The organism is Butyrivibrio sp. XPD2002 (genome assembly GCF_000423945.1).
Taxonomy (GTDB): Bacteria; Bacillota; Clostridia; order Lachnospirales; family Lachnospiraceae; genus Butyrivibrio.
Genome location: NZ_KE384117.1, coordinates 73,706 through 97,459 on the forward strand (window position 1 = coordinate 73,706; position 23,754 = coordinate 97,459).

Here is a 23,754-nt window from a genome sequence, read left to right on the forward strand (position 1 = left end):
AAGGTTTTGAAATGAACGAACTGATTAGCATTATCATTCCTGTGTATAATGCGGAGAGCTTTCTGGACAGATGTCTGGAGAGTATAGTGAACCAGGAATACAAAAACTTAAGAATAATTCTTGTTGAGGACTGTTCCAAAGACAATTCCCGCAAGGTGTGTGAAAAGTGGGTTGCTAAAGACGACAGAATAGAATTGGTAGCCCTCGATAAAAATGGCGGTGCTGCAAATGCAAGAAACCGGGGACTTGAAAAAGTGAATTTTGATGATGGTTTCGTGGCATTCGTAGATGCAGATGATTACCTTCATCCAACATATTTTACATATTTGTATGAACTTCTTAAAGAGAACAATGCCGATTTTTCATGGTGTGGGGTTCACAATACCTTTGAAAAGGTAAAGATGGAGTTTGATCCGCTTACTGATGCTGACAATGTATATTCACTTACAGGGAAAGAGCTTTTGCTAAGAGAAGATCTCAGAGTTATGTATCTGATGGTTTGGGGAAAACTTTTTAAGGGATTCCTTTGGAAGGATATTCGCTTTGATACTAAGTACTCATATTATGAGGATGGCGGAACCACCTTCAAGGTTATATACCAGGCAAATAAAGTGGCTATATCTCAGCGAAAGCTTTACAACTACTATTATTCCGAGAATTCTGCCACCCGTAGTGAAGTGAACACCACGAAACTATTTGATGGTATTGAAACTGAGCTTGATAAGATAAAATTCTACGGAGAGCGCAATGAACAGGCGCTTTTGGATATGGCATATGTGGCATATCTCAACACACTTTTGAAATGCTGCCGTGAGATTGATTCTTCTTTTGGTGATAAAGAATTATATAAGAAGATATTTAAAGACTATAAAGCAAATTACATGAAGGCGGTGAAAAATAAATCACTGCCCACATCACAGAGGGTGAAATATATAGTATATCGTTTTGCACCGCATATTCAGCAACACTATATAAACCTTAAAATGAGAGTTAAGGGGTACTAAAAATGAATCCGAAGATTAGTGTTATTGTTCCTGTATATAAGGTGGAACAATACTTGGAAAAGTGCATAACAAGTATTCTTAATCAGACTTTTAAGGATTTTGAACTACTTTTGATAGATGATGGCTCACCGGACAGATGCGGCGAAATCTGTGATGAGTTTGCTGCAAAAGATGAGAGAATAAGAGTTTTCCATCGTGAGAATCAGGGAATAGCAAGAGTAAGAAGCTTTGGTGTTAGTCAGGTTAAGGGCGAGTATATCTGTTTTGTTGATTCCGATGATTATATATTTGAGAACTATCTGGAGCGCCTTTACACAGCGATAACAACTACGGATGCCAAGATTGCTGTTTGTGGACATATCAATTTCCAGGATGGGGATAGAGAGCCACAGCTTTCTGATTATCCTTCATCAGGTGCTATTGAAGTTAAGAGGAACGCGATAGACGAATATATCGCAGACCTTGAGCATACAGAGCGATATGTCTGTGTATGGGATAAGATATATGAGAGAAATGTCTGGGAAAATGTGGATTTCCCCGCAGATAAGATATATGAAGATATGTATGTCTGGTATAAGCTTCTTGATAATGCTGGAAGCGTGGCTTTTCTTGATGACATATTATATGCGAGAAGACTTAATGATGGCTCAATAACCCATCAGCCTTATTCGCTGGAGCAGTGGTATATGGTTGACTCCAAGATGGAGCAGCTTGAGTACTTTAAAAATCAGGGGAAGCAGAGACTTGTTGAAATATCCTTTGATTCCATAATGCATTTCTTCTGGACCAACATAAATGGTATGAAGGAGAAAGACATCAAGGATGACAATATTATAAACGAGTACAGAAGCCGTATGAAAAAGTATGTGAAGTGCATTAAACCCTCAGATACCTACCCGCTGAAGGACATACTTAAGCAATATTACATTGTGTATTTAAAAAAGATAAGCTAAGGAGCATTATGGCAAGCGTATCAATAATTGTGCCTGTGTATAATCAGGAGAAATATTTGAATAAATGTCTGGATAGTATACTGGAACAGACCTATAGCGATTATGAATGCATCCTGGTAGACGATGGTGCAACGGACAAAAGTCCTCAAATCTGTGATGAATATGCAGGTAAGGATGAGCGAATCAGAGTTATTCATAAGCCTAATGGTGGCCTTACAAGTGCAAGAAAAGCAGGCTTTGACGTTTGTGTTTCAGATTATGTGTGCTTTTTGGACAGCGATGATTATCTTCATCCTGATTTTCTTAAAAGGACAATGGTGACCATAAAAGAGTCTGATGCAGATGTCTGTACCTGTGGACATTATCAGGATGCAGACGGAACAATTATCACCAATACCTTTAACTTTGAGAATAAGACTATAGAAAAAGAGCTAATTGAGGATGAATATGTTATGCCTATTATTGGCAAGATATATTCTGAAGGCTTTACTAATCTTCCGGGTTATATCTGGGGAAGAGTATATAAAAGATCATGTTTGTCAGATCAGTGCTTTGTTTCCGAAAGAGAAGTGTACACGGAAGATGATATTTTTCAGATGTACTTAAGCAAGCAAATTGAGAAAGCGGTATTTATTCCGGATAAGCTTGTATATTACAGAGTTAATTCCGCATCACTTACACATGCATACAGAAAAAACATGTGGAAAATGTTAAAGAACAGACATTTAAGAGTGCTGGAGTTTTTTAAAGACAGTAGATCATCACAGAAACAGCAAAGATTATGGGCTTCAGGATTCTATGCTATATATGTGACACTAAGAAATGCATATGAGCAGAACGACTACAGGGCATTTAAAGCTGAGATGAAGGAGATGCTAAGTGATGAGCTTTCAAAAGATATCCTCAGCAATCTTCCGGATAACCTTTTAAAGCCCAGACAGAAGATGATGGTGCTCCTCATGAAGCTGCATTCTTATCGTGGGCTATTTACTGCCAAGAAACTTTTGTTTAAAAACTAAGATTAGGAAAATGACTCAGCAGACGACAAATATGGATAAAAAAGTATCGGTTATTGTACCGGTTTATAAAGCAGAAAAATTTATAGATCGCTGCATCAGATCAATAATAGGGCAGACCTATGAGAACCTCGAGATACTACTGGTCGATGATGGCTCTCCTGACAGGAGCGGCGAGATATGTGATTTATTCGCAAAAAAGGACAAAAGAATAAGTGTCCTTCATCAGGAAAATATGGGACAGTCTGAGGCCAGGAACAACGCTATTAAGAAAGCAACCGGCGACTATTATGTTTTCATGGATGCCGATGATGCGGCGCCTTCGTTTATGGTTGCTAATTTGCTTCATTATTGTGAAAAGGAAGGTTCACAGATTTGCATTGGTGATTTTCAGGTTTTTACAGATGAGTTCACCTATGAAGATGCAGAATGTATAAATAATAATGCTCAGGTGTATAAGGGATCAGATATTATCCCGCTAATGCATACTGTTCCCGGAGAAAAATATGTAGTAATGTGGGGAAAAATCTTCAAGGCGGAATTGTTTGAAGGCATAGAGTTCCCTAAGGGCAGAATATGTGAGGATCTGGCTGTACTGTACAAGCTTTATGACAGAGCTGAAAAAGTGGCACTTATAGATCATGTGGTTTACGGATATTACAGAGGAAATGAGAATAGTTCAACCTTTAGCCTCTCTGACAGGTTCTACCGGGATGTATATGTTGCGCTTGATGAAGAGCTTGCGTATGTTGCAGAACATCACCCGGACATGATATGTTACCCTGCAAAGACTTACATGTATTGGCTTTTTGATGAATATAGGAAGCTGTTTAATAAAAAGAGTGATAAGGCACGAAGGAAAGACCTATTTAATAGGTATTGTCAGATGTATAAAAAAGTTGCGCCTTTAAAAATAGATAAATTTTATCATTTCTTTCGTTATGCACCCGGCGTGTATTGCATGATCAAGAATGGCTGAGTGATGCTTTGGAAACATAGTGTAAGTTTATAACTAATAATGCGGTTTGTTTTTGTAATGTAATGTATGTTAGTATAAATCCTATTGTGGTTATTACATCATGGATAATGATTAAGAGAGTCATACATATATATTTTTTTTAGTAAGGAGATAATAATGAAAGAAAGGCTAGACCTGTACCCGGTAAATAATTCAATTCTTAATGATGCGATAGACAGAATTGTAGTTAAGCTTCATGGTCTTAATAAGAAAAATGGAGCTAAGACATTTCTTTGTACCGGAGCAGGTGCAAATGGTGGAACTACTACAGTCGCACTTAATATTGCTATTTCACTTGCAGAGGCAGGTTGGAAAACAGTATTCCTTGATTGTGATCTTCGAAAAGATCAGAGATATAAGAGAATCGGAACAGAAGCAAAAACATCACTTACAGGTTTTTTGACGGGTGAGGTTTCAGATTATAATAATATAATTTATAACACCAGTGTTGATAATCTGGATTATGTTTTTTCAGGAGATAAGAACGAGAATCCAGTACGACTTCTATGCAATGCCAAGATGGAAACACTGCTTTCCAGATTAAAGAAAAGCTATGATTTTGTAATTATAGATACTCCGCCTGTAAGTATTACAAACGATGCTGAGATATTGATTCCTCTGGTTGATAAGTATCTGATAGTTGTATGCATGAATGAAACAACTAAGAAGCAGCTTGTGGATTCCAGGATTCAGCTTGGAGATTATGAGAAGAAGTTTGCAGGAATTGTGGCAAATAAGCTTGGCATTATGCAGTATAAAGGTGCTGTTAAGGATTTTGACTATTTCTCCAAGAAGAATTTATTAAAGAAGCAGAATGATGCCATAGAAAGAAAGAAGGGTAAATGAGCATATGAATAAGCTGTTAAAAAATAAAGTTGCAATGCTGATGCTTTTAGCTTCGATTATTGCTATGACACCATTAGATGCAAATGCAATGCAATCAGTAACTGTTCCCAATATATTCAAGGAAAAGAATGTAAATACAGGGAATTCAAATAATACTTACACTAATCCTGCCGCTAATGTACCTCAGGATGAGACTGCCACGAGTGAGCAGGCAGGACCTGAGACTACTCCTGAAGAGACTGCTGTAGATGCAGAAACTGAGCAGACGGAGGAGACACCGGAGTTTGGTATTCCTCAGCAACAGACTACTTCTGGGCAGATGTATGTTAACGAGCCTCTTGATAATTCAGTTCCGGTTATATATAAGTATGAAGTTGAGGGGGATGGATACATAACCCCTGGCGAAGAGTTTAAACTTAAGTTCATGGTGTATAACCCTGCAGTAGTATCAAAGCTTGGTAATATCAGTGTTGTAGTTACTCAGGATGAGAATCTGGTATATCCCACATATAAGGGGACTAATTCAGTATATTTAGGCTATCTTACGACTCTGTCTTATGCTGAAGGCGAATTAAAGCTTATGGCGTCTAAAGATATATCTGAAGATGAGATAGTGGTAAATCTTACTCTTAAATATTCAGATAATTATGCGAGAGATAATACACAGAAGTTTACAGCCGTACTTCCTGTTTCATCAAGCGGTAAACTCAAGATAGATAATGTTGAGATGCCGACATCTCCTCACGTAGGAGGTAATAATCGTATTAAGGTAGCATACAGCAATAATAGCTTGTCTGTTATAAATGATCTGACTCTTCATCTTGAAGCGGCAGATATGGAAGAACAGACAGTTAATCTTGGAACTATAGGAAGCGGCTCTTCTCTTACATCAGATGTATATGCTGAATTTGCAACTGTTGGAGAGCAGAATGCTAATCTGAAATTCACATATACTGATCAGAGCGGTCAGGAATATGAAACGGATGTGATGAGTTACACGCTGAACGTAGAAGATTATGATGATTCAGATCAGCAGGCTGAGATGGCGTATAATGCCAGACGTAACATTATGAACAGGGTTGTTACAGTGATAGTTCTTATTGGTTGCCTTATGGTACTGGGCGTAAATGGCAAGAAATATCTCAATAAGAAGAATACTGGTAACAAGCGTAAGAGTGTAAATAAAAAGGTGAAAGTAAAATGAAATACACGAAAGTAGTTGGTTTCGAGGATATTAAAGTCAGCTTAATTATGGTATGGAAAAATATTTCCAAGTGCTTTTATGCTGCGTTAGCTTTTTTTGCAATTGGTATTATTCTTACATTGAATCAGGGAATAGATAATACCTATACAGCAACAACTAATCTGTATTGCACAATTAGTGGAGACATGACTGAAGCTTCCAATAATGTTCAGATATTCAGTGCCTACGCATCACTTATAAAAAGCAATAGAGTTGCAGAGCGAGCTGTTTCAATTATGGGCAACACCAATATATCAGCAAGATATGTTCAGAGTATGATTACATACACTCCATCTGCCAATGGGATTAATCTTGAGCTTAGAGCAACATCCACGAACTCCAAGGAAGCTGTAGAAGTTGTGAATGCTGTTGCAAGTGCATTTGTAGAAGAAATGCGAATGATGACAAATTCAGATGCAGTACGTGTTCTCAATGTGGCAGCTGATGCATATATGTCAGGTAATGGTGTGACAAGTCTTTGGAAAAGGAGAATCGTACTCTTTGTACTTGGTTTTGCTTTTATGGCAGTGTTCATTTTTACCAAGGAGCTGTTTTCAGATAAGCTTCGCAGCATTGATCAGTGCTTATTAACTGATGATGATATTATTCTTGGAATTATTCCGGAAATAGAAGAACCAAATGAGAAATAAAAAATTATCGATTATTATTCCGGCATATAATGCTGAAACCTATATAGAGGAATGCCTTAGTTCCATGATAGACTTTATGGCAGATAATCTTGAGATTCTTGTTGTAAACGATGGAAGTACAGATAAGACTGAAGAGATAGCCGAAAGGTGCAGGCAAAGGGATTCTCGAATTGTTCTTATTACCATAGATAATGGAGGGGTATCAAGGGCAAGGAATACAGGACTTGAAAAAGCATCAGGAGAATTTATATTATTTCTGGATGCAGATGACTACCTTTTAAAGCCTGCTTTTGAAAAGCTTACAACTATTATAGAAGGCGGTAACTATGATTTTGCTGCTTTTTCAAGAATGATACTTGAAGCGGATGGCAGAACCTGGCTCAATGCATTCCCGCAAATCCAAGAGCAATCAGAGGACAAAGCGGTTATAGACAGTATAATGTATACTGATTCGCTGTTTAATGAATGTTGGGGAAAATTATATCGGAAAACAATAATAGATGAGCATAGTCTTAGATTTCCGGTGGGGGTACCGATAGGCGAGGATCTTATGTTCGTTATGCAGTACTATTCACACTGTCAAAAAGTATATGCTGATAATACAGCATTAGTGGCATACAGACAGCATGGCGGAAGTGCTATGCGAAAATATTCTATTGAAGATAGAATGAGGCTTACAGAAGATATATATAGTTTTTCAAAGGCCTTTATTCCGGAGGAGCTTAAATTTCAGAATATATTTTATAACTTTAAAATACTAACTAATCTTTGCAGAGAATATTCTAAAGACTGTGCTGATTACAGCGCAATAGCTAAGATTTATTCTTCGAAAATGAAGGAAGAAGTAATTGGAAATCTAAATGGAAGCTTAGTGCCATTATACAGAAAACATGAGTATTTCTTTATGAAGAGAAATATGAAGAAAATATCGGCGTTATATTATCATTTAAAGGCAAGAGCATAAAGTTTTGTGGGGAAGGGATTTTTATGAAAAAGACATACATTGTAGCAATTATGATGATGGTAATAATAGTTTCATATGTTGTGTCTGATTATATGGTGTCTTTGGGGCATGATAATAATGAATTATCAAGTATTGAGACTGTGCAAGACGAGATAATGGAAGAAAATACTACCACCCCTTCAGATGAAGTTGAAGAAGTGGAAAGTGTTTATGCAGCGCTTGGCAGAGGCTTTAATTTGGGTAATGATCTTGATGTATGCGACTGGACTTATTTTGGATCAAACAATGATGCCGGATTTCAGGCATCTGTAGTTTACAACAGCTATCCATGGACATCATGGGATGCGTCTTCTTATCCCTATTTTGACAGTAATGGTAAAGTTACGATTAACTGGGAGTTGTCAAAACTTACTTCTAAAGCAGATGCATTTGCTGGTAGTTTTGGTATTCAGCTTGTTAATCATAATGAGGCATATCAGGGAACAGAAGTAACATGTACAGTAAAATCAGCTACTCTTTCATATCCTGATGGAACAATAGTAGAACTGGTTTCTAAGAATGGAATGAGCGTTGATCTTGTGGTTAATGATGGCGTTACCGGATATATTTCACTGGATCTTATGAAATATGGTATTAAAACCTCAGATCTTAAGAATGCTACAATTAGCGTATCTTTGGAAATATCCAACTATTATAGTGATGTGGCTGGGAAAATTGCAGCACTTGAGCAGTATTGGGGGAACCCTCGGGCTACAGAAGAAATGATAAAGTCAATTAAGGATGCCGGATTTAAGACTGTAAGAGTTCCTGTTACATATTTTAATCACTTAGATCATGATGGAAATATTGATGAGGAATTTTTGGACAGAGTAGAAGAGGTCGTTGATTGGGTGCTGAAAAATGATATGTATTGTATCATAGATGTTCATCATGATACGGGAAATGATGGATGGATAAAAGCATCTAAGTCAAACTATGAAATGACTAGTTCTATCATTGCTTCAATTTTTACTCAGATAGCTGAGAGATTTAAGGATAAGGATGAACACCTTATTCTTGAAGGGTTAAATGAAACCGTAAATGATGATAATAAGTGGGGCGGTATTCCCAGGGAAGATCTCGAGATAATGAACGACTGGAACCAGCTTTTTGTAAATGCTGTAAGAGCAACAGGTGGTAAGAATTCTAATAGAATCCTAATTGTCAATACTTATGCTGCTCTTGCCACAGAAGAGTGTCTTAGCGCGTTTAAGCTTCCTGTAGACACTGCAAATGACAGGATACTTGTAGGAATACACTGTTATTTTACGGGCGATAATATGGATTCAGGATTTGGAACAATCCAGGATTATGCTTCTGACTATCACTTTGTTATTGGTGAATGGGCTTTTTGGAAAGGCGCTAATGACAGAGTTGAGAATGTTAGAAGATATTGTGAGCATGCAGATAAGTTTGGTATACCAATTATATGGTGGGATAATGGAAATACTGAGGAAATGGCATTACTAGACAGAAAAACGCTTAGCTGGACTTATCAGGACATAGTTAATGTATTAGTTGGAAAGTAAGATTATATATGTCTTCATTAAGGGAAAAGATAAATCAAAAAAATATAGATTATGCTGAATCAATTTACAATTTGGCTTTTTTGTGTGGAGTGTTAAAGGCAATGTTCGCATTTAGTGAGCTGATCACGAACAAAGGATTCTTTAATGCGGTATTTAATGTTGCTTTTTTTGCAATAATGACATATAAACTTTTCTTTTTACAAAAATATTCTGTTGCACAAATTATTACACTTATTATAACCGGATTGGCTTGTATATATACTGATTTTGCTATTTATCGTTTGGTATATATACCTGCGTTTTTGATGATTGCGGCAACGCAAGGCATAGACTTTAAGAAAAGTATGAAGTTTATGTGGAAGGTTCAAGCGTTTATTCTGGCTATACATGTAATGATTTATCCGATTATGTACAATTTCTTTGGAGACAGAGTCGGAATTACTGTCAGAGGATTTAATGAAGATAATAGAATAAGACATCAGTTTCTCTTTTCGCATGCTAACGTTTTTTCAATGTTGTTGCTGTGGACTATCTTTGGATATATTTATGCGAATTTTGAGAAAATGAACAAAAAGCGCATTTTTGCTTGCTGGGGAGTATATGCCTTTTTCTACCTTTTTACAAACTCAAATTCCGGAATGATTATCTTATCGATTGTTTCAGCTCTATTAATTATTCGAGATTTGGTTGGTGAGAAATTTGATGTTGTATTATTATTTCTATCCAAGTATCTATTTATTATTCTTGCTATATTTTTCAATGTAATGATGGTGAGCTATCCCCAACTCACTGGTAATCTTAGGGAAAAATGGAAGGAAATAGACTCTTTCTTTACCGGAAGACTGAAATATGGTGCTTATGTTTATGCTAAGAAAGGATTCACTATAATTGGAAGAAATCTTAACATAAGTTCAAAAATAAAAGAATATTGGGAAGGTTTTTGGATAGAAGGACTACCGGCTGATAATATGTATATGTTTTTTTCAGTTTGGTATGGCTTATTCTTTACTTTCTTAATTGCGTTTTTATTTTGGCGATATTCACAATATGCAACTACCGCTGAAATAATTATCATTATCGCATATTCGCTATATACCATGATGGAATCATATATTATTTATACTCAATTTTGTTTTGCTCTTTTGTTGTTAATGCGATATGTATGGAAGGATCATACGATAATACTACCAAAAGATAAGGGCAAGAAGGCGGTTGTATGAAGACTAAACATATATTTGTTGTCTTTGCAATTACAATTTTTTCGTTGTTGCTTGTTATATATTATGGTTCTTGCAAAACAGGGTATTATTCAGATGAAGTGTGGACATATGGTCTTGCAAATAATTTGTCAGGTATTTATCCTAAGGTAGAAACCGGGATAAAATACAGTGGATACGGGCCTTTCGACAGCTTTGTAAAAGCTAAGGATGGTGCAAGGTTTAATATTACTAATGTATGGAAAAATCAATCAGATGATGTTCATCCCCCATTTTACTATATTTTGATAAATGTTGTGTGCTCGTTGTTTCCTGATACATATAGTAAATGGTATGGGATAACGGTTAATATATTTTGGATGATATTGATTATTCCACTGCTATATAAACTTTCAAATAAAATAACTGCAAGCACTATTGCTTCTACTGGAATAACAATAGCTTATGCCTTTTCTGTAATATTTATGGATACTCTTGTGTTTATCAGGATGTATACACAGCTTACTTTTTTTACAATAGCTATCTCTTATTTGATCAAGCTGTATTGGAATAAAAGATTAGACAAGAAATTTCATGCTTTGCTGTCTATTATTTTAATATTGGGGATGCTGACTCATTACTATTTCCTTATTTTTACATTTTTTGTATGTATATTGTTCGCGATACATTTATATAGACAAAAAAGAAATGGTGAATTAAAAAAAGCAGCCTTGGTTACACTTTTTACCGGTATTATTTACAGCATTATATGGCATCAGTTTTGGATACATCTTTTTTTTAGACACCGTGGAAGACAGGCCATTTACCATGCGATTGTTCCCAAAAACATTGTAATGGGACCTCTTATAATGCTGTCTGACTTGAATTATGAAGCATTTGCCGGGGGTATGGGTATCTTTATTATTTTGGGGATTGTTTTAGCAGTAATCAAGAAAAAGAAGCGAGAAACATTCTTTGGATATAATACTTTTTTATTACTGTCAGCTTTTCTTTATCTATTTGTTATTGGAACCATAGCTCCATTTATGGATGTTAGATATGTGATGAGTATTGCGTGGATATTTATTTTGTCCGCGTATATCATTTTAAGAAAACTGCTAATCCGAATATCGGATAAGAAAGTAATGGAGTTTGTTGTGCTTATTGTGTTTATCATGATTAACATGTATAACCATAATTTGTATGGGTGGAGGGTTCCAAATGATTATTATTATCCTGAACAGATGGATGTAATGGATTCTATGAAGAATTATGATACGGTCGTTTATTTGGATGAAGAATGGAAACCAATAATTTTTTTTGAAGAATTGAAACATGTAAAGAGTTATACTTTCGTAGATGATAGTAATGCTGAAAGTGTTTTGAATAGTATGGATGGAGATTATTTTTTGCTTACTTGTGTCGAGAAGGAAGCTGAAGAAAACATAACTAACAAACTTGACGCGGAATTGAAATATTATCGAGCCGGAAGAGGCTATTATTTTGTGAAAAGGGAAGATTAGTAGGAGGTAATAAATGAACATATTAATTGCTGTTAATGATGGATATTTTAAGCCTGCAAGGGTGATGCTTACGTCATTGTGCGTTAATAATACTTTTGAAGAACATAATGTTTATTTGTTGTATCATGATCTGAACGAAAATAGTATCGAGAATCTTAGAACTACTATGAAAAAGTATAACTGCATGGTTCATCCTGTGTATGTTGACGATGATAAGTTTAATGATTTACCGGTTAGCCATCACTTTAGCATTGAAACATACTATAGATTTTTGATGCAAACAATGGTTCCGAGTGAGTTGGAACGAATACTTTGGTTAGATGCAGATATGATTATAAAAGGAGATTTAAAAGAGTTTTATTATCAGGATTTTGATGATAATTATATTGCGGTATGCAAATCAATCAATAAGGATCCGGATAGTTTGATAAGAAAACTTTGTTTGCCTCAAAATACAGTGTATTTTAACGCAGGTATTATCCTTTTTAATTTAACAAAAATCAGAAATGAAATAGATCCCAGAGTATATTTTGAGTATGCACAGGAAAACGCAGAAAAAATAACATGGCTGGATCAGGATATTCTTAATGCAATATTTTGTAATAAGAAGATTGTGCATGGATATAAAAAATATAATTATCAACACTTCACAGAAAGTGATTTTTCTAAACAAGAAAAATCAATAATAGATAATGACACTGTAGTTTTGCATTATATTGGAAATGTAAAACCCTGGCATTTTAAATATATTGGATACACTTTGAAGTATTATAGACGATATGCCAGGGCCTATGAGTCAATAATTGACAATATAAAATTTGATTTTTTCCACTATGCATATTTGATGAAGAGGAAGGTTAAAAGATGAAGGTTAAAAGATGAAGAGAATTGTTTTGTTTGATACATCTGTTGGTTCGCTAAATCAGGGGGATAATATTATTATGAAGGCAGTTAGGGATAATATGTCTTCTATATTAAAGAATAATTTTGTAATAACATTGCCCACTCATACTCCATGCTTTTATCCTTTTCAGGGAAAGGAAGAAAATAAAAGGTTTAATCTCTTTTCTAATGCAGATTATAAGTTTATTTGTGGAACTAATATGATCAATTATCAGATGAAAGAACGCTTTCCTAATTGGAATACATATTCATGGAATTGTAATGAATATGCAAACAGTATATTGCTTGGAGTAGGAAACACAGGGGTAAAAGATGATTTAGAAGTTAGTAAAGACACTAAAAAAGTATTAAGTAAAATTCTTTCCAAGGAATACATTCATAGTACCAGAGATGAGAAAACAAAGAAAATCATTGAAAAGCTGGGATATAAGGCATTAAATACGGGATGTCCTACCACGTGGTATTTGACGCCGGACTTTTGTGAAAAGATCAATACAGAGAAGAAGCCAAATGCTGTATTTACTCTTACAGACTATTTACAAGATGAAATATATGACCAGAAACTAATAGATGGTCTTAATAGTAATTATGAGAAAGTATATTTTTGGCCTCAGGGATCAGGGGATTATGAATATTTTTGTTCTTTGAAGAATACTGATAACATAATTGTTATATCCCCGGATATTTTTAGCTATAAAGATGTGCTTAATAATGGAGATGTTGATTATATTGGTACCAGACTACATGCAGGTATATTTGCTATGCAACATAAAGTAAGAGCATTTATTCTTGGTGTGGATAATCGAGCACTTGATATGGCTACAACATTTGGGATTAATTGTATTGCGAGAAGTGAATTGGATAAATTGGAAGAAATCGTTAATAAGAAACATATTACAGCTGTAAATATTCATTTGAATGAAATAAATCAATGGAAAGCGCAATTTGACCGATGAAAGATGAATAAATAATTATATTATGAGTGGCAATAGAACTAATAATTCCATAAAGAATATAAAATATAGTGCAATCAATAAAATAGTTACAATGTTTCTATCTCTGATAGGGAGATATATTTTTCTTCAGATATTGCCCATTGATTATCTGGGAATAAATGGTGTTTTCAGCGATATTTTTATCATGATGTCCTTAGCGGATTTAGGGCTGACCACTGCTATGGCATACAGCTTTTACAAGCCGTTGGCAGAGAATGATAATGATAAAATAACTGCACTAGTTACTTTGTATCGTAAAATTTATAACACAATCGCAGCGACCATAGCTTTCATAGGATTGTTGCTTCTGCCGTTTCTTGATTATTTGATTAAAACAGATTTGGAAATACCACATTTGCGGCAATATTATCTTATATCGCTTTTAAAACTCACAACGGATGCAGGCATAATGCTTATATTTTGCTATATAACAAGCTTTATTGTTGGCAGGATTGCGTGTGATAAACTTTGGATATGGGGACTAAAGGGGGTACTTTGTAGTACAATAGTAATTCTTCTGTATTTCATTCGTTATGCAGGGAACAAAGAAATGAAAGAAATATGGATGAAAATAGGAAGTGTAATTGGAAAGAGAAACAAGAAGTGATAAGTAGAAATAGTGGGACATAAGTGGATGAAAAGAATAATGAAGATAAAAATTTCATTTATAATATTCGGACTTGCGCTTATAAGCCTGATAACAGGCTTTGCTTCCGGACTAATTAGAATTCATGCCTATAGCAAGACCTCGGATGAAAGCGATTTATTCATAAAGGGACTTGGAAATGGCTATAACATAGGCAATTCTCTTGATGCCTGCGATTGGTCTAAGATGTTTACAAATACTAATGGAAATAGCACAGAGACCTCATGGGGGACAACGGCTATATCCGAGGAATTTATTAAAGTATTGGAAGAGCAGGGCTTTGGAATAATTCGAGTGCCTGTTACATATATGAACCATATTGATAGCGACGGTAATATTGATGCGAATTGGCTTGATCGTGTTGCTGAAGTAGTAGATATGATTATACAGCATAATATGTACTGTGTAATTGATATTCATCATGACACCGGAAATGACGGATGGATTCGTGCTTCTCGTAAAAGTTATTCAAACGACAAAAATCGGGTGGAAAATTTAATTCATCAAATTGCTGATAGGTTTAAAGACTATGATGATCATCTTATTCTTGAAGGCTTTAATGAGATGGTAGATGAGGATTGTCATTGGGAGAATGCTCCTATTTCTTCACTTGTGGCAATGAACAAGTGGAATCAGCTGTTTGTTGATACTGTCAGGGCTACGGGTGGTGGAAATAGTGACAGATATCTTCTTGTAAATACATATGCAGCCACTGTGAATGCAAAGAATATTTATTTCTTTGATATGCCAAAGGATTCAGCTAAAGACAGAATAATCGTAGGTGTACATAATTACGCAGGTCCTAAGAATCTGAAAAAAAGTTTTAGCATTATAAATAGCCTTAGGAAACGTGGTTATCCTGTAATTATAGGGGAATATGGTAATACTGCTAATGCTGATTATGACAGAGCTGACTTTGTGAAGTCATATATTGAGCAGTGTAAAGAGTATGGCTGCTGTCCTATCTGGTGGGATAACGGGCAGGATCCGGAAAAAAAGGCGGATACCAGCTTTGCGCTTTATAAAAGATCCTCAGGAGAGGCTTATTTCCAGGATATTTTGGATGCTATTACAAATAAAATTGCAGAAGATTAGATAGTGTTTTTGAAGAGTTTATAAAAAAATGATAAATTTTAAGTCTTTTATTTTAGAAAATGGAGAGAAAAAGGTAACACTGAAGGCATATATTTATTCCTTCTATTACAGGTTAATGATAAAGAATATTCCCATGAAAAAGCTCGAACCAAGGCTTGGTAAGAGGGGGGGAGAATCAATAGCAGAAGAAAGCATAGAGCATTTAAGAACAGCAAAGCTCTATGCTTTTCATGTTAACCGAATTACAGAGAGGCTTCCCTGGGAGGAAAAATGCTTTGTAAGAGCGTTGACCTTAAGGAAATTGTTAGGAGAAGTAGGGATTCCCTGTACGATTTATTTAGGTGTTCATCTGGTGGATGGACAAATGAAGGCACATGCATGGCTTAGATGCGGCCAACTCTATGCTACAGGCGGAAATGGAGAAGGAATGACCGTTGTAGCAAAATTTTCAAACTGAAAAAATAATTTAAAAATCCTAAACTTGATAAAGTACTTATGAAATAAAAGTTAAAAGAGCTCGAATCATATTGTAATAAAATTTTGTTTTTGTACAATGAAATTATGATTGATAGCAACGGTAACAACGTCAACCATTTTTTCTTTGCAAAACAAGGAGGTTATTGCTTTATGCGAGTTCTTTTTTCCTTTAAAACTGTTTCCAAGCGTGTTGTTTCTTTTACATTAGCATTTTTAATTATCATTAGTTCAATTTCATTTGAGTCAAAGGCCAGCAATAATGTTAAGATCATTGAGGCCATTCAGGTTAAAGGGGCAACCTTTAATACCGGAATAATTCCAAATGAGCATTATACAATTGAAATTAGTTTTTCATTAAAAAATCCCCAGAATCAATATGTGAATGTCTATGAAGCAGGAAAAATGGCTATTAGAAATGAGGCATCATTAGGTATTTTTGTTAGATTTGGCGTGTATAATGAGAAATTTTACAAGCCGGAAGCTGATTTAGAATATTATGTTTGTCAGAAAGAAAATGTTTTTATTGTAAATAATGATACTGTACGTAAACCGGTTATGAGGAGTCTTAACAATACAACATTAACATTTGGCAATTTTGTAGGTACAGTTAATTACTTCTGTGTAAAGAATGAGAATTATCAGACCGTTATGGAACTGTATCCTGCTATCGATGATAGCGGAAAGGCTTGCATGTATGATACTGTTAATAAACAGTATGTATATGGAAAAGGAACTGTAAAGGCGATTGAAGGAGAAAATAAGTATTATAGATATACTGAGACTTCAAATGAAAACTCCGTACAGAAGGATGAAATTATTGAAGAGACAAAGCCTGAAAAGGGAAATGATCAGAAAGAAGAAAATAATGCAATAAAGGATAGCGAAGGTGAGAAAGAACAGGAAGCTAATGCAAATGATGATAAGGCAGAAGAAAAATTCGTTAAAGTAAAGGCGTTGAAGATAGATAACGGAACATTCAATACCAAAATTAAACTTGAACAAAATGATTCATATGAGATGATTTTTTCAATAAATAATCTTGGAATATATAAAGATATAGTAACTTCATCTCCCTATGCATTAAGAATTGAGTCAAAGAATGGATTATATTACAGACATGGATGGTACAATGAAAAAGTATGTGTGCCTGAAGCAGATGTTAAGATTGATTATTTACAGAAAAAGAACGTTGCCTATGTAGATGGTGTAAAGAAGCGCTCAGCTTCAAATCAGACTGCAGCAGCTACAAAAAATCTTATCTTTGGTGGATTCAAAGGTATAATCGAAGCATTTAAAGTATGGGATCAAAGTGATAAACTTATTGCAGATTACATTCCTGTAATAGATGAGGAAGGAGTTGCCTGCCTTTACGACAATATTAGTGGTAGCTTCTTATACTGCTCAAACAAATGCACAGCAGTTCAAACTGTAAGTTATGCAAATCCCGCTCCTTCTAATAGCTCCAGTTCTAAGGAAGATGAGAAGACAGAACAGACAAACAAAGAAGATGAGAATACCAACCAGAATAGTAAGGAAGATGAACAGTTGAGCCAGAATCAGCCTACAGAACAGACTAAGACGGAAGAACAGAATAAGCCTGTAGAGAAGGAAGCTGAAGCACCCTCAAATACAAATTCTACAAAGGAAGAAAAATTCAAGCAGTTAGTAATGACTATAATTGAAACCGGAGACGGATCTGTTCATGATATTTCAAGTTACGGATTTAAGTCATACAAGGAAGTAAGTGCGATTTACAATAGCGTTATAGCAAATGAGAAAAAGATTGCATATAACAGTGCCTTCAATATGTACTACACAACAACAACCGGTGGCGGAATTGTAAAAACATTCCAGGTATGCCAGATGGATTCAGGTTACCTTAGCAGATATACTCAGATGAAAGCGATAGTTTCACAGATTAAGCAGGAAACATCTGGTATGACAGACCTACAGAAGGTTGTTTACATACATGACTACATTGTAGATAGAGCATCATATACAAAAACTGGTGATATGATATATACAGCAGCTGGTGCCCTTGTAAATAAAAAAGCGCTTTGCGCAGGATATGCATATGCAATGGTACTGCTTTTACAGGAAACAGGAGTAGAATCTGACGTAGTCATTCCTTCAGATGAATTTGCACATATGTGGGTACAGGTAAAACTTAATGGGGAGTGGTATTATGCTGATCCTACATGGGATGATACAAGATCTTCTGTAAGCGGACAGGTATCACATAAATATCTTCTTAGAAATGAAACAGAGTTTATGAATTTGACTTATAAAGGCTTCGTAAAGGGAGTTTGTAAATCAACAAAATATTCCAATTGGAAAATACATGATATTGTAGGTAAGATTCAGTATAAGGATGGTAACTGGTATTATGTGGATTCTTCTACTAAAAAAACAGTTTACATAACATTCTAAATTGATATAATTAACTAGGCTTGCACAATAGTGTAAGCCTTGTTATTTGTTAGGAAATATAGGGAGGAATTATGTCTGCAATTTGGGGATATATTGATTTTAGTGAAAATAGCTCATTAGAGGATACGAAAAAAATCAACGATATGATGAGAGATGGCTATAAATCATGTGTGATTGATAGATTCAATGACTACGTATCTGATTCTTTTTGTTTGGGATGTGGCATACAGTATTTTACAAAAGAAGCTGAAAAGGAAATACTTCCTATTATTGATGATGAGAGAAGTATTTTTTTTACTGCTGATGCGATAGTAGATAATAGAGATGAGTTATTGGGAAAACTTGGGTATAATTCTGACGACAAAACAATCCCGGATGCCAGAATTATTTTTGAAATGTTTGATAGGTTTGGGGAAAGTTGTCTCAATGACATACTTGGCTTGTACACTTTTGTTTATTATGACAAAAAAAACGGCATATGTCATATGGTAAATGATTGTATTGGTGGAAGAGCAATACAATACTTCTTTGAAAATGGTAAATTATATTTTTCTACGCTTACAAAGCCTATATGTAAAAGTATGGGAAAGATTAAGGCTAATATGCAATGGTTTGCTGATTTTTTAGGTTTGGATTCATTAGCATATTGCATTGATTATAATAGTACTCCATATGAAGGGGTAAATAGGATGCCGGCGGCTTCATACTATAGTTTTTCTGCTCAAGATTTAAAGAAAAGGCGCTATTGGAATCCACAAGTATCAACACTAAAATTATCATCAGATAAGAAATATAAAGAAATTTTTGTAAAAACATATAAAGAGGCAGTAGAGCGATTGGTAAGGAATGATAAACTTACTATGCTTTTAAGCGGTGGTTTAGATTCTACTTCTATTCTGAGTCTTATTGCAGATTCAAATAAATGTAAAAATGTTAAACTTCGTACATATACTGTTATTCCGGACCCGAAATATAAGAAGGAAACAGCAGGAAATGTTGTTTCTGATGAGTCAGAAGTGGTATTAAAAACTAAAGAATTTTTTAATGCCAAGGGATTTGAATTTGATATGCAATTTATGTCTATGGAAGGCATAAATAGCTGGGATGAGAGAGGTGATGAGGAAAAGATACTTGAAATGCCATATAAGAGTATGCTGAATCTTCTTTGGATAAAAGCTGGATTGGAAGAATCATTTAAGTATGGATCAAGGATTGCACTTTTGGGGTCTTATGGTAATTGCACAGTTTCTCTTGGGATTGGAGATATGTATCTTTATGACTTGCTTAAGCGAAAAAAATATATAAGTTTTCTTAAAGAGTGTTTTACGTTAGGCAAAAAATATAATACTTCTTTTATTGTGAACATAAAGAATATGAGAAAAGTTATTAGGGAAAGAAAAGCTGTTAGCAAGCCAAGAGTAATTGATTTATCTAAAGCTTTTCTAACTGATAAAGCTATTGAGATATTCGATGTAAGAAATAGGTTAAATAAACAACAAGAAGGTTTGATAAACTATGATAAGGATATAGAAACATATAAAAAACTTATGTTTAACGAAGCTAACTATTATAATGCTACTGAAATAAGAACTAGGTACTCGTTGGCGTCTGGGGCACTTTATCGTGATCCCACAGCTGATAAGCGCCTTATAGAGTTGTGTATGAGCTTCCCTGCTAGTTGCTATGCTAAAGATGGAACGCCGAGAAGGCTTGTTAGAGAATATCTAAAAGAATTGATGCCTGATAACACACAAAATATTCATTACTATGGAAGACAAAGCTCTGATTTGGCAGATAGAATTTCTGGAGAAGGAAGCAGAATTTATGATGAGATTAAGCAAGTTTATATTCAGAACATGAATTCTGGTTTTATAGATGTTGATAAAGCAATTTCAGAACTTGAAAATATAAGGGAACTGGGAAGTGAAGCAGAGATTTTTGATATATTAAGATTGGAGTATTCTGCTGTTGCTTTGGAAATGATAAAAATAATAAATGGAAACGTCGAAAAAAATGTTACAAAGTTGTAAGAATGCTTGAATGAAAAATGTTGGAGATATATTATTACTTACGTAATTAAAAATACATTTTGGAGGTAGAAAAATGAAAAAAGTATGGAATGATGCAACATTAGTAGAACTCGATATCACAGCTACAGCTGGTGGTATGCTTAACAATCACATGGTTGATTCAGATGAGTACTATGATGAGAAGGCTCAGACATGGAAGGTTGATTTAGGTACAGGCAAAGCACTTTCATAATGAGGCTTGTACTTTAAAATTCAAATGTTAAATGGAACCAATCTTTATAGAGGTTGGTTCTTTTTACGTGAGGGATTATGTACTACTATAAAATATATGGTCTTAATATAGAATCAGATTATAAATTGGAAGAGGCTGTTTCTGTTTTAAACATAGATAAACCGGATATAACTATTATGCAAGATCCCCAGCATGATGTTGTATATGATATTACTGAAAACGATAAAAAAGTTGATGGCTATTTGTATAGATATGAGTCTGACAGAGGTTGGGTTAGATATCCTGGACAGGGAGCGTTTATAATCCGAAAAGGTGAACGTATTACATACCGACTTTATGATGGATATGATCATCTTTTGGTTAATGAGATTTTTTTATGTCTTATTTTGCCCATCGCTATTTTTCAAAAGAGCGAACAACTTATGCTTCATGGTAGTGGCTTAGTGTTAAATGACAAATGTTTTGTGGTTTCCGGAAGAAGCGGAGCAGGAAAGTCGACAGTTACTAATGCACTTATTGACTGCGGAGCAAAGTTTCTTGCAGATGATACGGTTGCCCTTACTTTGGAAGATGATATTTATGCCAATTCTGCTTATCCTCAGCAAAAATTGTGCCTTGATCAGATTACTGATGAAATGAAGAATAGTTGCGAGATGGTTCTACTACCGGAGGATGATGGTGTTGCCAAATACGCAGTTAGGGACCGAGAGCGATTTTTTGAAGGCCGTAAGAAGCTGGATGCTTTGATTGTTCTTAATCCATCAGATCAAGTGGCTGAACCAATTTTGGAAGAGATGAATGGAGCAGAAAAGCTCACTATGTTTTTGGAAAACCTGTATAAGCCAGATGTGTATAAATTACTTGGGATGGCACCTGATGTCTTTAAAAAGTGTATGAATGTAGCATCTAAGATTAAGGTGTATAAATTATCACGCCCCCTTGAAGGCATGACTACGAAAGAACAGGTTGAACTTATTAGGACTAAGCTATAAAATTGGTTGAAAAAAGAAGAAATCAGGAAATGTATTTTTATTACATTTTCTGATTTTTTTTTTGAAATTTTTATAGTAAACTATTAGGGTTGTTGGAGTTATTTGGGAAAGAAGAAAATGATTACAAAAGATATTAATGATTTATTTATGCTCTGCAGAGAGCGCTTATATGAGGGCGAAGTACAAAATATTGATTCAACGGAACCTCCTTTGGATATGAATACTCTTCCGGAAATTATAATTGATAATTCTCTATCGGCATTTCTTTACAAACCACTAAAAAAATATAATGATGCTGTTCATGTTATGGATGAGAAAGATATAGCATCGCTTGGACGTATTACTCAGCTGGGGATGATTCGGGAACTTAAGAAGAATCAGGCGATTCGTATCATAAGCAAAGAAGCTGAAAACAGAGGAATCAACTTTGTGTTCTTTAAAGGGATTTTAGTAGCTGATCTTTATCCGCAGTATGCAGAGCGTACAAGTTCCGATAGTGACATTCTTGTTACTGATGAGGAGAAGGACGCAGCTGAGAAGCTTCTTTGTGACTATGGTTATGAGAAGGATGAAGAGCATTCAAAGGAGCAGGTTCAGGTTTATACAAATTCCAAGTATGATCATACTGTGGAACTTCATACCAGACTTTGGGAGGACTATGAGGGGCCTAGAATTGAGTCACTAAAGAGGATGAAGCTTAGTTGTCCTGAGACAAATATAAGGACTACAGCCTGCGGTATAGAAGTAAATACTCTCGGATACGAGAAACACCTTGTGTTCCAGCTTTTTCATATTATTAAACATTTTAGTCTTAATGGAATAGGAATCAGGTATCTTATTGATATTACTTTATTTGTAAATAAGTATTTTAATGAGATTGATTTCGATGTGTTCTGGAAGCATATGGATGAACTTGGATACACCAAATTTGTTGATGCGTTCTTTAGAATCTGTATTACAGAGCTTAAGATGAATGATAAGGTATTCGATAATCATAAAGCATCATTTGATTATAGTGTGGAAGACCTTAAAATCGATTTGCTTAAGGTCGGTAATATCAATGATAAGGAAGCTGGATGGCAGATTATGGGAGCAATGGAAGCATATTTTACAGGTGAAGCTGATGCTCCTAAATCAAAACTTTCAAGGCAGTTAAGCATGATGTTTCCGTCTGCAAAAGCAATGCCTAAGACCTATGAATACGCAAGAAAATACCCAATTCTTTTGCCATTTGCATGGATACATAGAGATATAAAATATTTGATCAGAAAATCAACACAAAAGGATGAGATGTATAGTGTTACTGAAAAGATAGAAGTGGGTGAAAAAAGACTTCGCCTCATTGAAGAACTTGGACTTACAGAAAAATGATTTATTCCCACATCAAAGCAGTGAAATAAACGCTTTTATGTGGGATATTATTTGGGGGTATGGTACTTATTGAAGTTTCCTGTCAAAGCCATTTATCGGGAAAACACTGGTTTAAGATTAGTCTTGCTTTAATCCGGGATGATTATTCGGGGCTTTGCAGTTGGTTGCAGATATCAATATAAAATAATAGGTGTGTATCAAAATGAAATGGCGAAAAAAGTATGTAAAGTTTAAAATTGCAGCAGATAAAGTGGGGAATGGAGAGCCAGTTAAAAGGCTATAAAGAAAAGGCGGAAGCGTCAGAAGAGACAAGCTATTCTGCTTTGGGAAAACTTGATTTTTTGCTCTCATATCTGTTATACGGGGCTGAATGTGAGGATTATTTCAGCTTCCTGTTTTATAAAAATAAGAATCCCTTTTTTTGAAATCATCATGTCAGCAGGATAAGATTAAACTTTTTGAAAAGTAAAGTGAATACTGATGAGTCAGTTAAGTTCCTTAATTCCAAAGTAGCATTTAATGAGTATTATAATGACTTCCTTGGAAGAAAATGGTGCAATCCTCATGAGATGACTGAAGATGAATTTGTCAGCAGGATGTAG

At 34.9% G+C, this 23,754-nt stretch carries 23 protein-coding genes; all 23 read left to right on the forward strand.

The features are described from left to right. Positions 1–11 precede the first annotated feature (11 nt). The 23 genes from G587_RS0119910 (at position 12) to G587_RS25730 (ending at position 23,754) form a co-directional block, all read left to right on the forward strand. Entirely contained in the window at positions 12–1,004 is a 993-nt protein-coding gene (locus tag G587_RS0119910; protein WP_026493676.1) for a glycosyltransferase family 2 protein, read from the forward strand. A 2-nt stretch (positions 1,005–1,006) separates the two neighbouring features. After that, positions 1,007–1,957, forward strand: coding sequence for a glycosyltransferase family 2 protein (locus G587_RS24835; protein ID WP_051201190.1), 951 nt, complete (start codon positions 1,007–1,009; stop codon positions 1,955–1,957). A gap of 8 nt (positions 1,958–1,965) precedes the next feature. After that, positions 1,966–2,976, forward strand: coding sequence for a glycosyltransferase family 2 protein (locus G587_RS24840; RefSeq protein ID WP_051201191.1), 1,011 nt, complete (start codon positions 1,966–1,968; stop codon positions 2,974–2,976). 31 nt (positions 2,977–3,007) lie between these two features. Next, positions 3,008–3,952: a glycosyltransferase family 2 protein gene (locus G587_RS0119925; protein WP_026493677.1), complete on the forward strand. Its 945-nt coding sequence runs from the start codon at positions 3,008–3,010 to the stop codon at positions 3,950–3,952. A gap of 156 nt (positions 3,953–4,108) precedes the next feature. Next, entirely contained in the window at positions 4,109–4,837 is a 729-nt protein-coding gene (locus G587_RS24845; RefSeq protein ID WP_051201192.1) for a CpsD/CapB family tyrosine-protein kinase, read from the forward strand. A 4-nt stretch (positions 4,838–4,841) separates the two neighbouring features. Next, complete coding sequence (locus G587_RS0119935; protein WP_026493678.1) at positions 4,842–6,041, forward strand: hypothetical protein; 1,200 nt, start codon at positions 4,842–4,844, stop codon at positions 6,039–6,041. Next, positions 6,038–6,730, forward strand: a complete 693-nt coding sequence (locus G587_RS0119940; protein ID WP_026493679.1) for a YveK family protein — start codon at positions 6,038–6,040, stop codon at positions 6,728–6,730. Before G587_RS0119935 ends, G587_RS0119940 begins: the two co-directional genes overlap by 4 nt. Continuing rightward, the gene (locus G587_RS24850; protein ID WP_051201193.1) at positions 6,720–7,694 is read left to right on the forward strand and encodes a glycosyltransferase family 2 protein; all 975 of its coding nucleotides are present in this window, start codon (positions 6,720–6,722) and stop codon (positions 7,692–7,694) included. Before G587_RS0119940 ends, G587_RS24850 begins: the two co-directional genes overlap by 11 nt. 23 nt (positions 7,695–7,717) lie before the next feature. After that, positions 7,718–9,262 carry a glycoside hydrolase family 5 protein gene (locus tag G587_RS0119950; protein ID WP_026493680.1) on the forward strand — a complete coding sequence of 515 codons (1,545 nt, stop codon included), beginning with the start codon at positions 7,718–7,720 and terminating at the stop codon, positions 9,260–9,262. 8 nt (positions 9,263–9,270) lie between these two features. Continuing rightward, complete coding sequence (locus G587_RS0119955) at positions 9,271–10,482, forward strand: hypothetical protein (RefSeq protein WP_026493681.1); 1,212 nt, start codon at positions 9,271–9,273, stop codon at positions 10,480–10,482. Continuing rightward, positions 10,479–11,981 carry a hypothetical protein gene (locus G587_RS0119960; protein ID WP_026493682.1) on the forward strand — a complete coding sequence of 501 codons (1,503 nt, stop codon included), beginning with the start codon at positions 10,479–10,481 and terminating at the stop codon, positions 11,979–11,981. The genes G587_RS0119955 and G587_RS0119960 overlap by 4 nt, the downstream gene beginning before the upstream one ends. A 13-nt stretch (positions 11,982–11,994) precedes the next feature. Further along, positions 11,995–12,849, forward strand: a complete 855-nt coding sequence (locus G587_RS0119965; RefSeq protein ID WP_026493683.1) for a glycosyltransferase family 8 protein — start codon at positions 11,995–11,997, stop codon at positions 12,847–12,849. 10 nt (positions 12,850–12,859) lie between these two features. Next, on the forward strand, positions 12,860–13,840 hold the full coding sequence (locus tag G587_RS0119970) for a polysaccharide pyruvyl transferase family protein (RefSeq protein WP_026493684.1): 981 nt from the start codon (positions 12,860–12,862) through the stop codon (positions 13,838–13,840). Between the two features lie 22 nt (positions 13,841–13,862). Next, positions 13,863–14,486 (forward strand): hypothetical protein, encoded by a 624-nt coding sequence (locus tag G587_RS0119975; protein ID WP_026493685.1) that lies wholly within the window; start codon positions 13,863–13,865, stop codon positions 14,484–14,486. 39 nt (positions 14,487–14,525) lie between these two features. Continuing rightward, positions 14,526–15,620, forward strand: coding sequence for a glycoside hydrolase family 5 protein (locus tag G587_RS0119980; protein ID WP_196812635.1), 1,095 nt, complete (start codon positions 14,526–14,528; stop codon positions 15,618–15,620). Between the two features lie 28 nt (positions 15,621–15,648). Next, positions 15,649–16,077 carry a lasso peptide biosynthesis B2 protein gene (locus G587_RS0119985; RefSeq protein ID WP_026493687.1) on the forward strand — a complete coding sequence of 143 codons (429 nt, stop codon included), beginning with the start codon at positions 15,649–15,651 and terminating at the stop codon, positions 16,075–16,077. An 89-nt stretch (positions 16,078–16,166) separates the two neighbouring features. Next, a complete protein-coding gene (locus tag G587_RS24855) occupies positions 16,167–18,527 on the forward strand; it encodes a transglutaminase domain-containing protein (protein WP_081679542.1) in 2,361 nt (786 codons plus the stop codon). 71 nt (positions 18,528–18,598) lie between these two features. Continuing rightward, a complete protein-coding gene (locus tag G587_RS0119995) occupies positions 18,599–20,557 on the forward strand; it encodes an asparagine synthase-related protein (RefSeq protein ID WP_026493688.1) in 1,959 nt (652 codons plus the stop codon). Between the two features lie 73 nt (positions 20,558–20,630). Then, positions 20,631–20,789 carry a hypothetical protein gene (locus tag G587_RS25725; protein WP_155829635.1) on the forward strand — a complete coding sequence of 53 codons (159 nt, stop codon included), beginning with the start codon at positions 20,631–20,633 and terminating at the stop codon, positions 20,787–20,789. A gap of 77 nt (positions 20,790–20,866) precedes the next feature. Beyond that, entirely contained in the window at positions 20,867–21,781 is a 915-nt protein-coding gene (locus G587_RS0120005; protein ID WP_026493689.1) for a hypothetical protein, read from the forward strand. A 117-nt stretch (positions 21,782–21,898) separates the two neighbouring features. Further along, positions 21,899–23,152, forward strand: a complete 1,254-nt coding sequence (locus tag G587_RS0120010) for a nucleotidyltransferase domain-containing protein (RefSeq protein ID WP_155829636.1) — start codon at positions 21,899–21,901, stop codon at positions 23,150–23,152. A 236-nt stretch (positions 23,153–23,388) separates the two neighbouring features. Further along, on the forward strand, positions 23,389–23,577 hold the full coding sequence (locus G587_RS26040) for a hypothetical protein (RefSeq protein WP_207637488.1): 189 nt from the start codon (positions 23,389–23,391) through the stop codon (positions 23,575–23,577). Between the two features lie 33 nt (positions 23,578–23,610). After that, entirely contained in the window at positions 23,611–23,754 is a 144-nt protein-coding gene (locus G587_RS25730; RefSeq protein WP_155829637.1) for a hypothetical protein, read from the forward strand.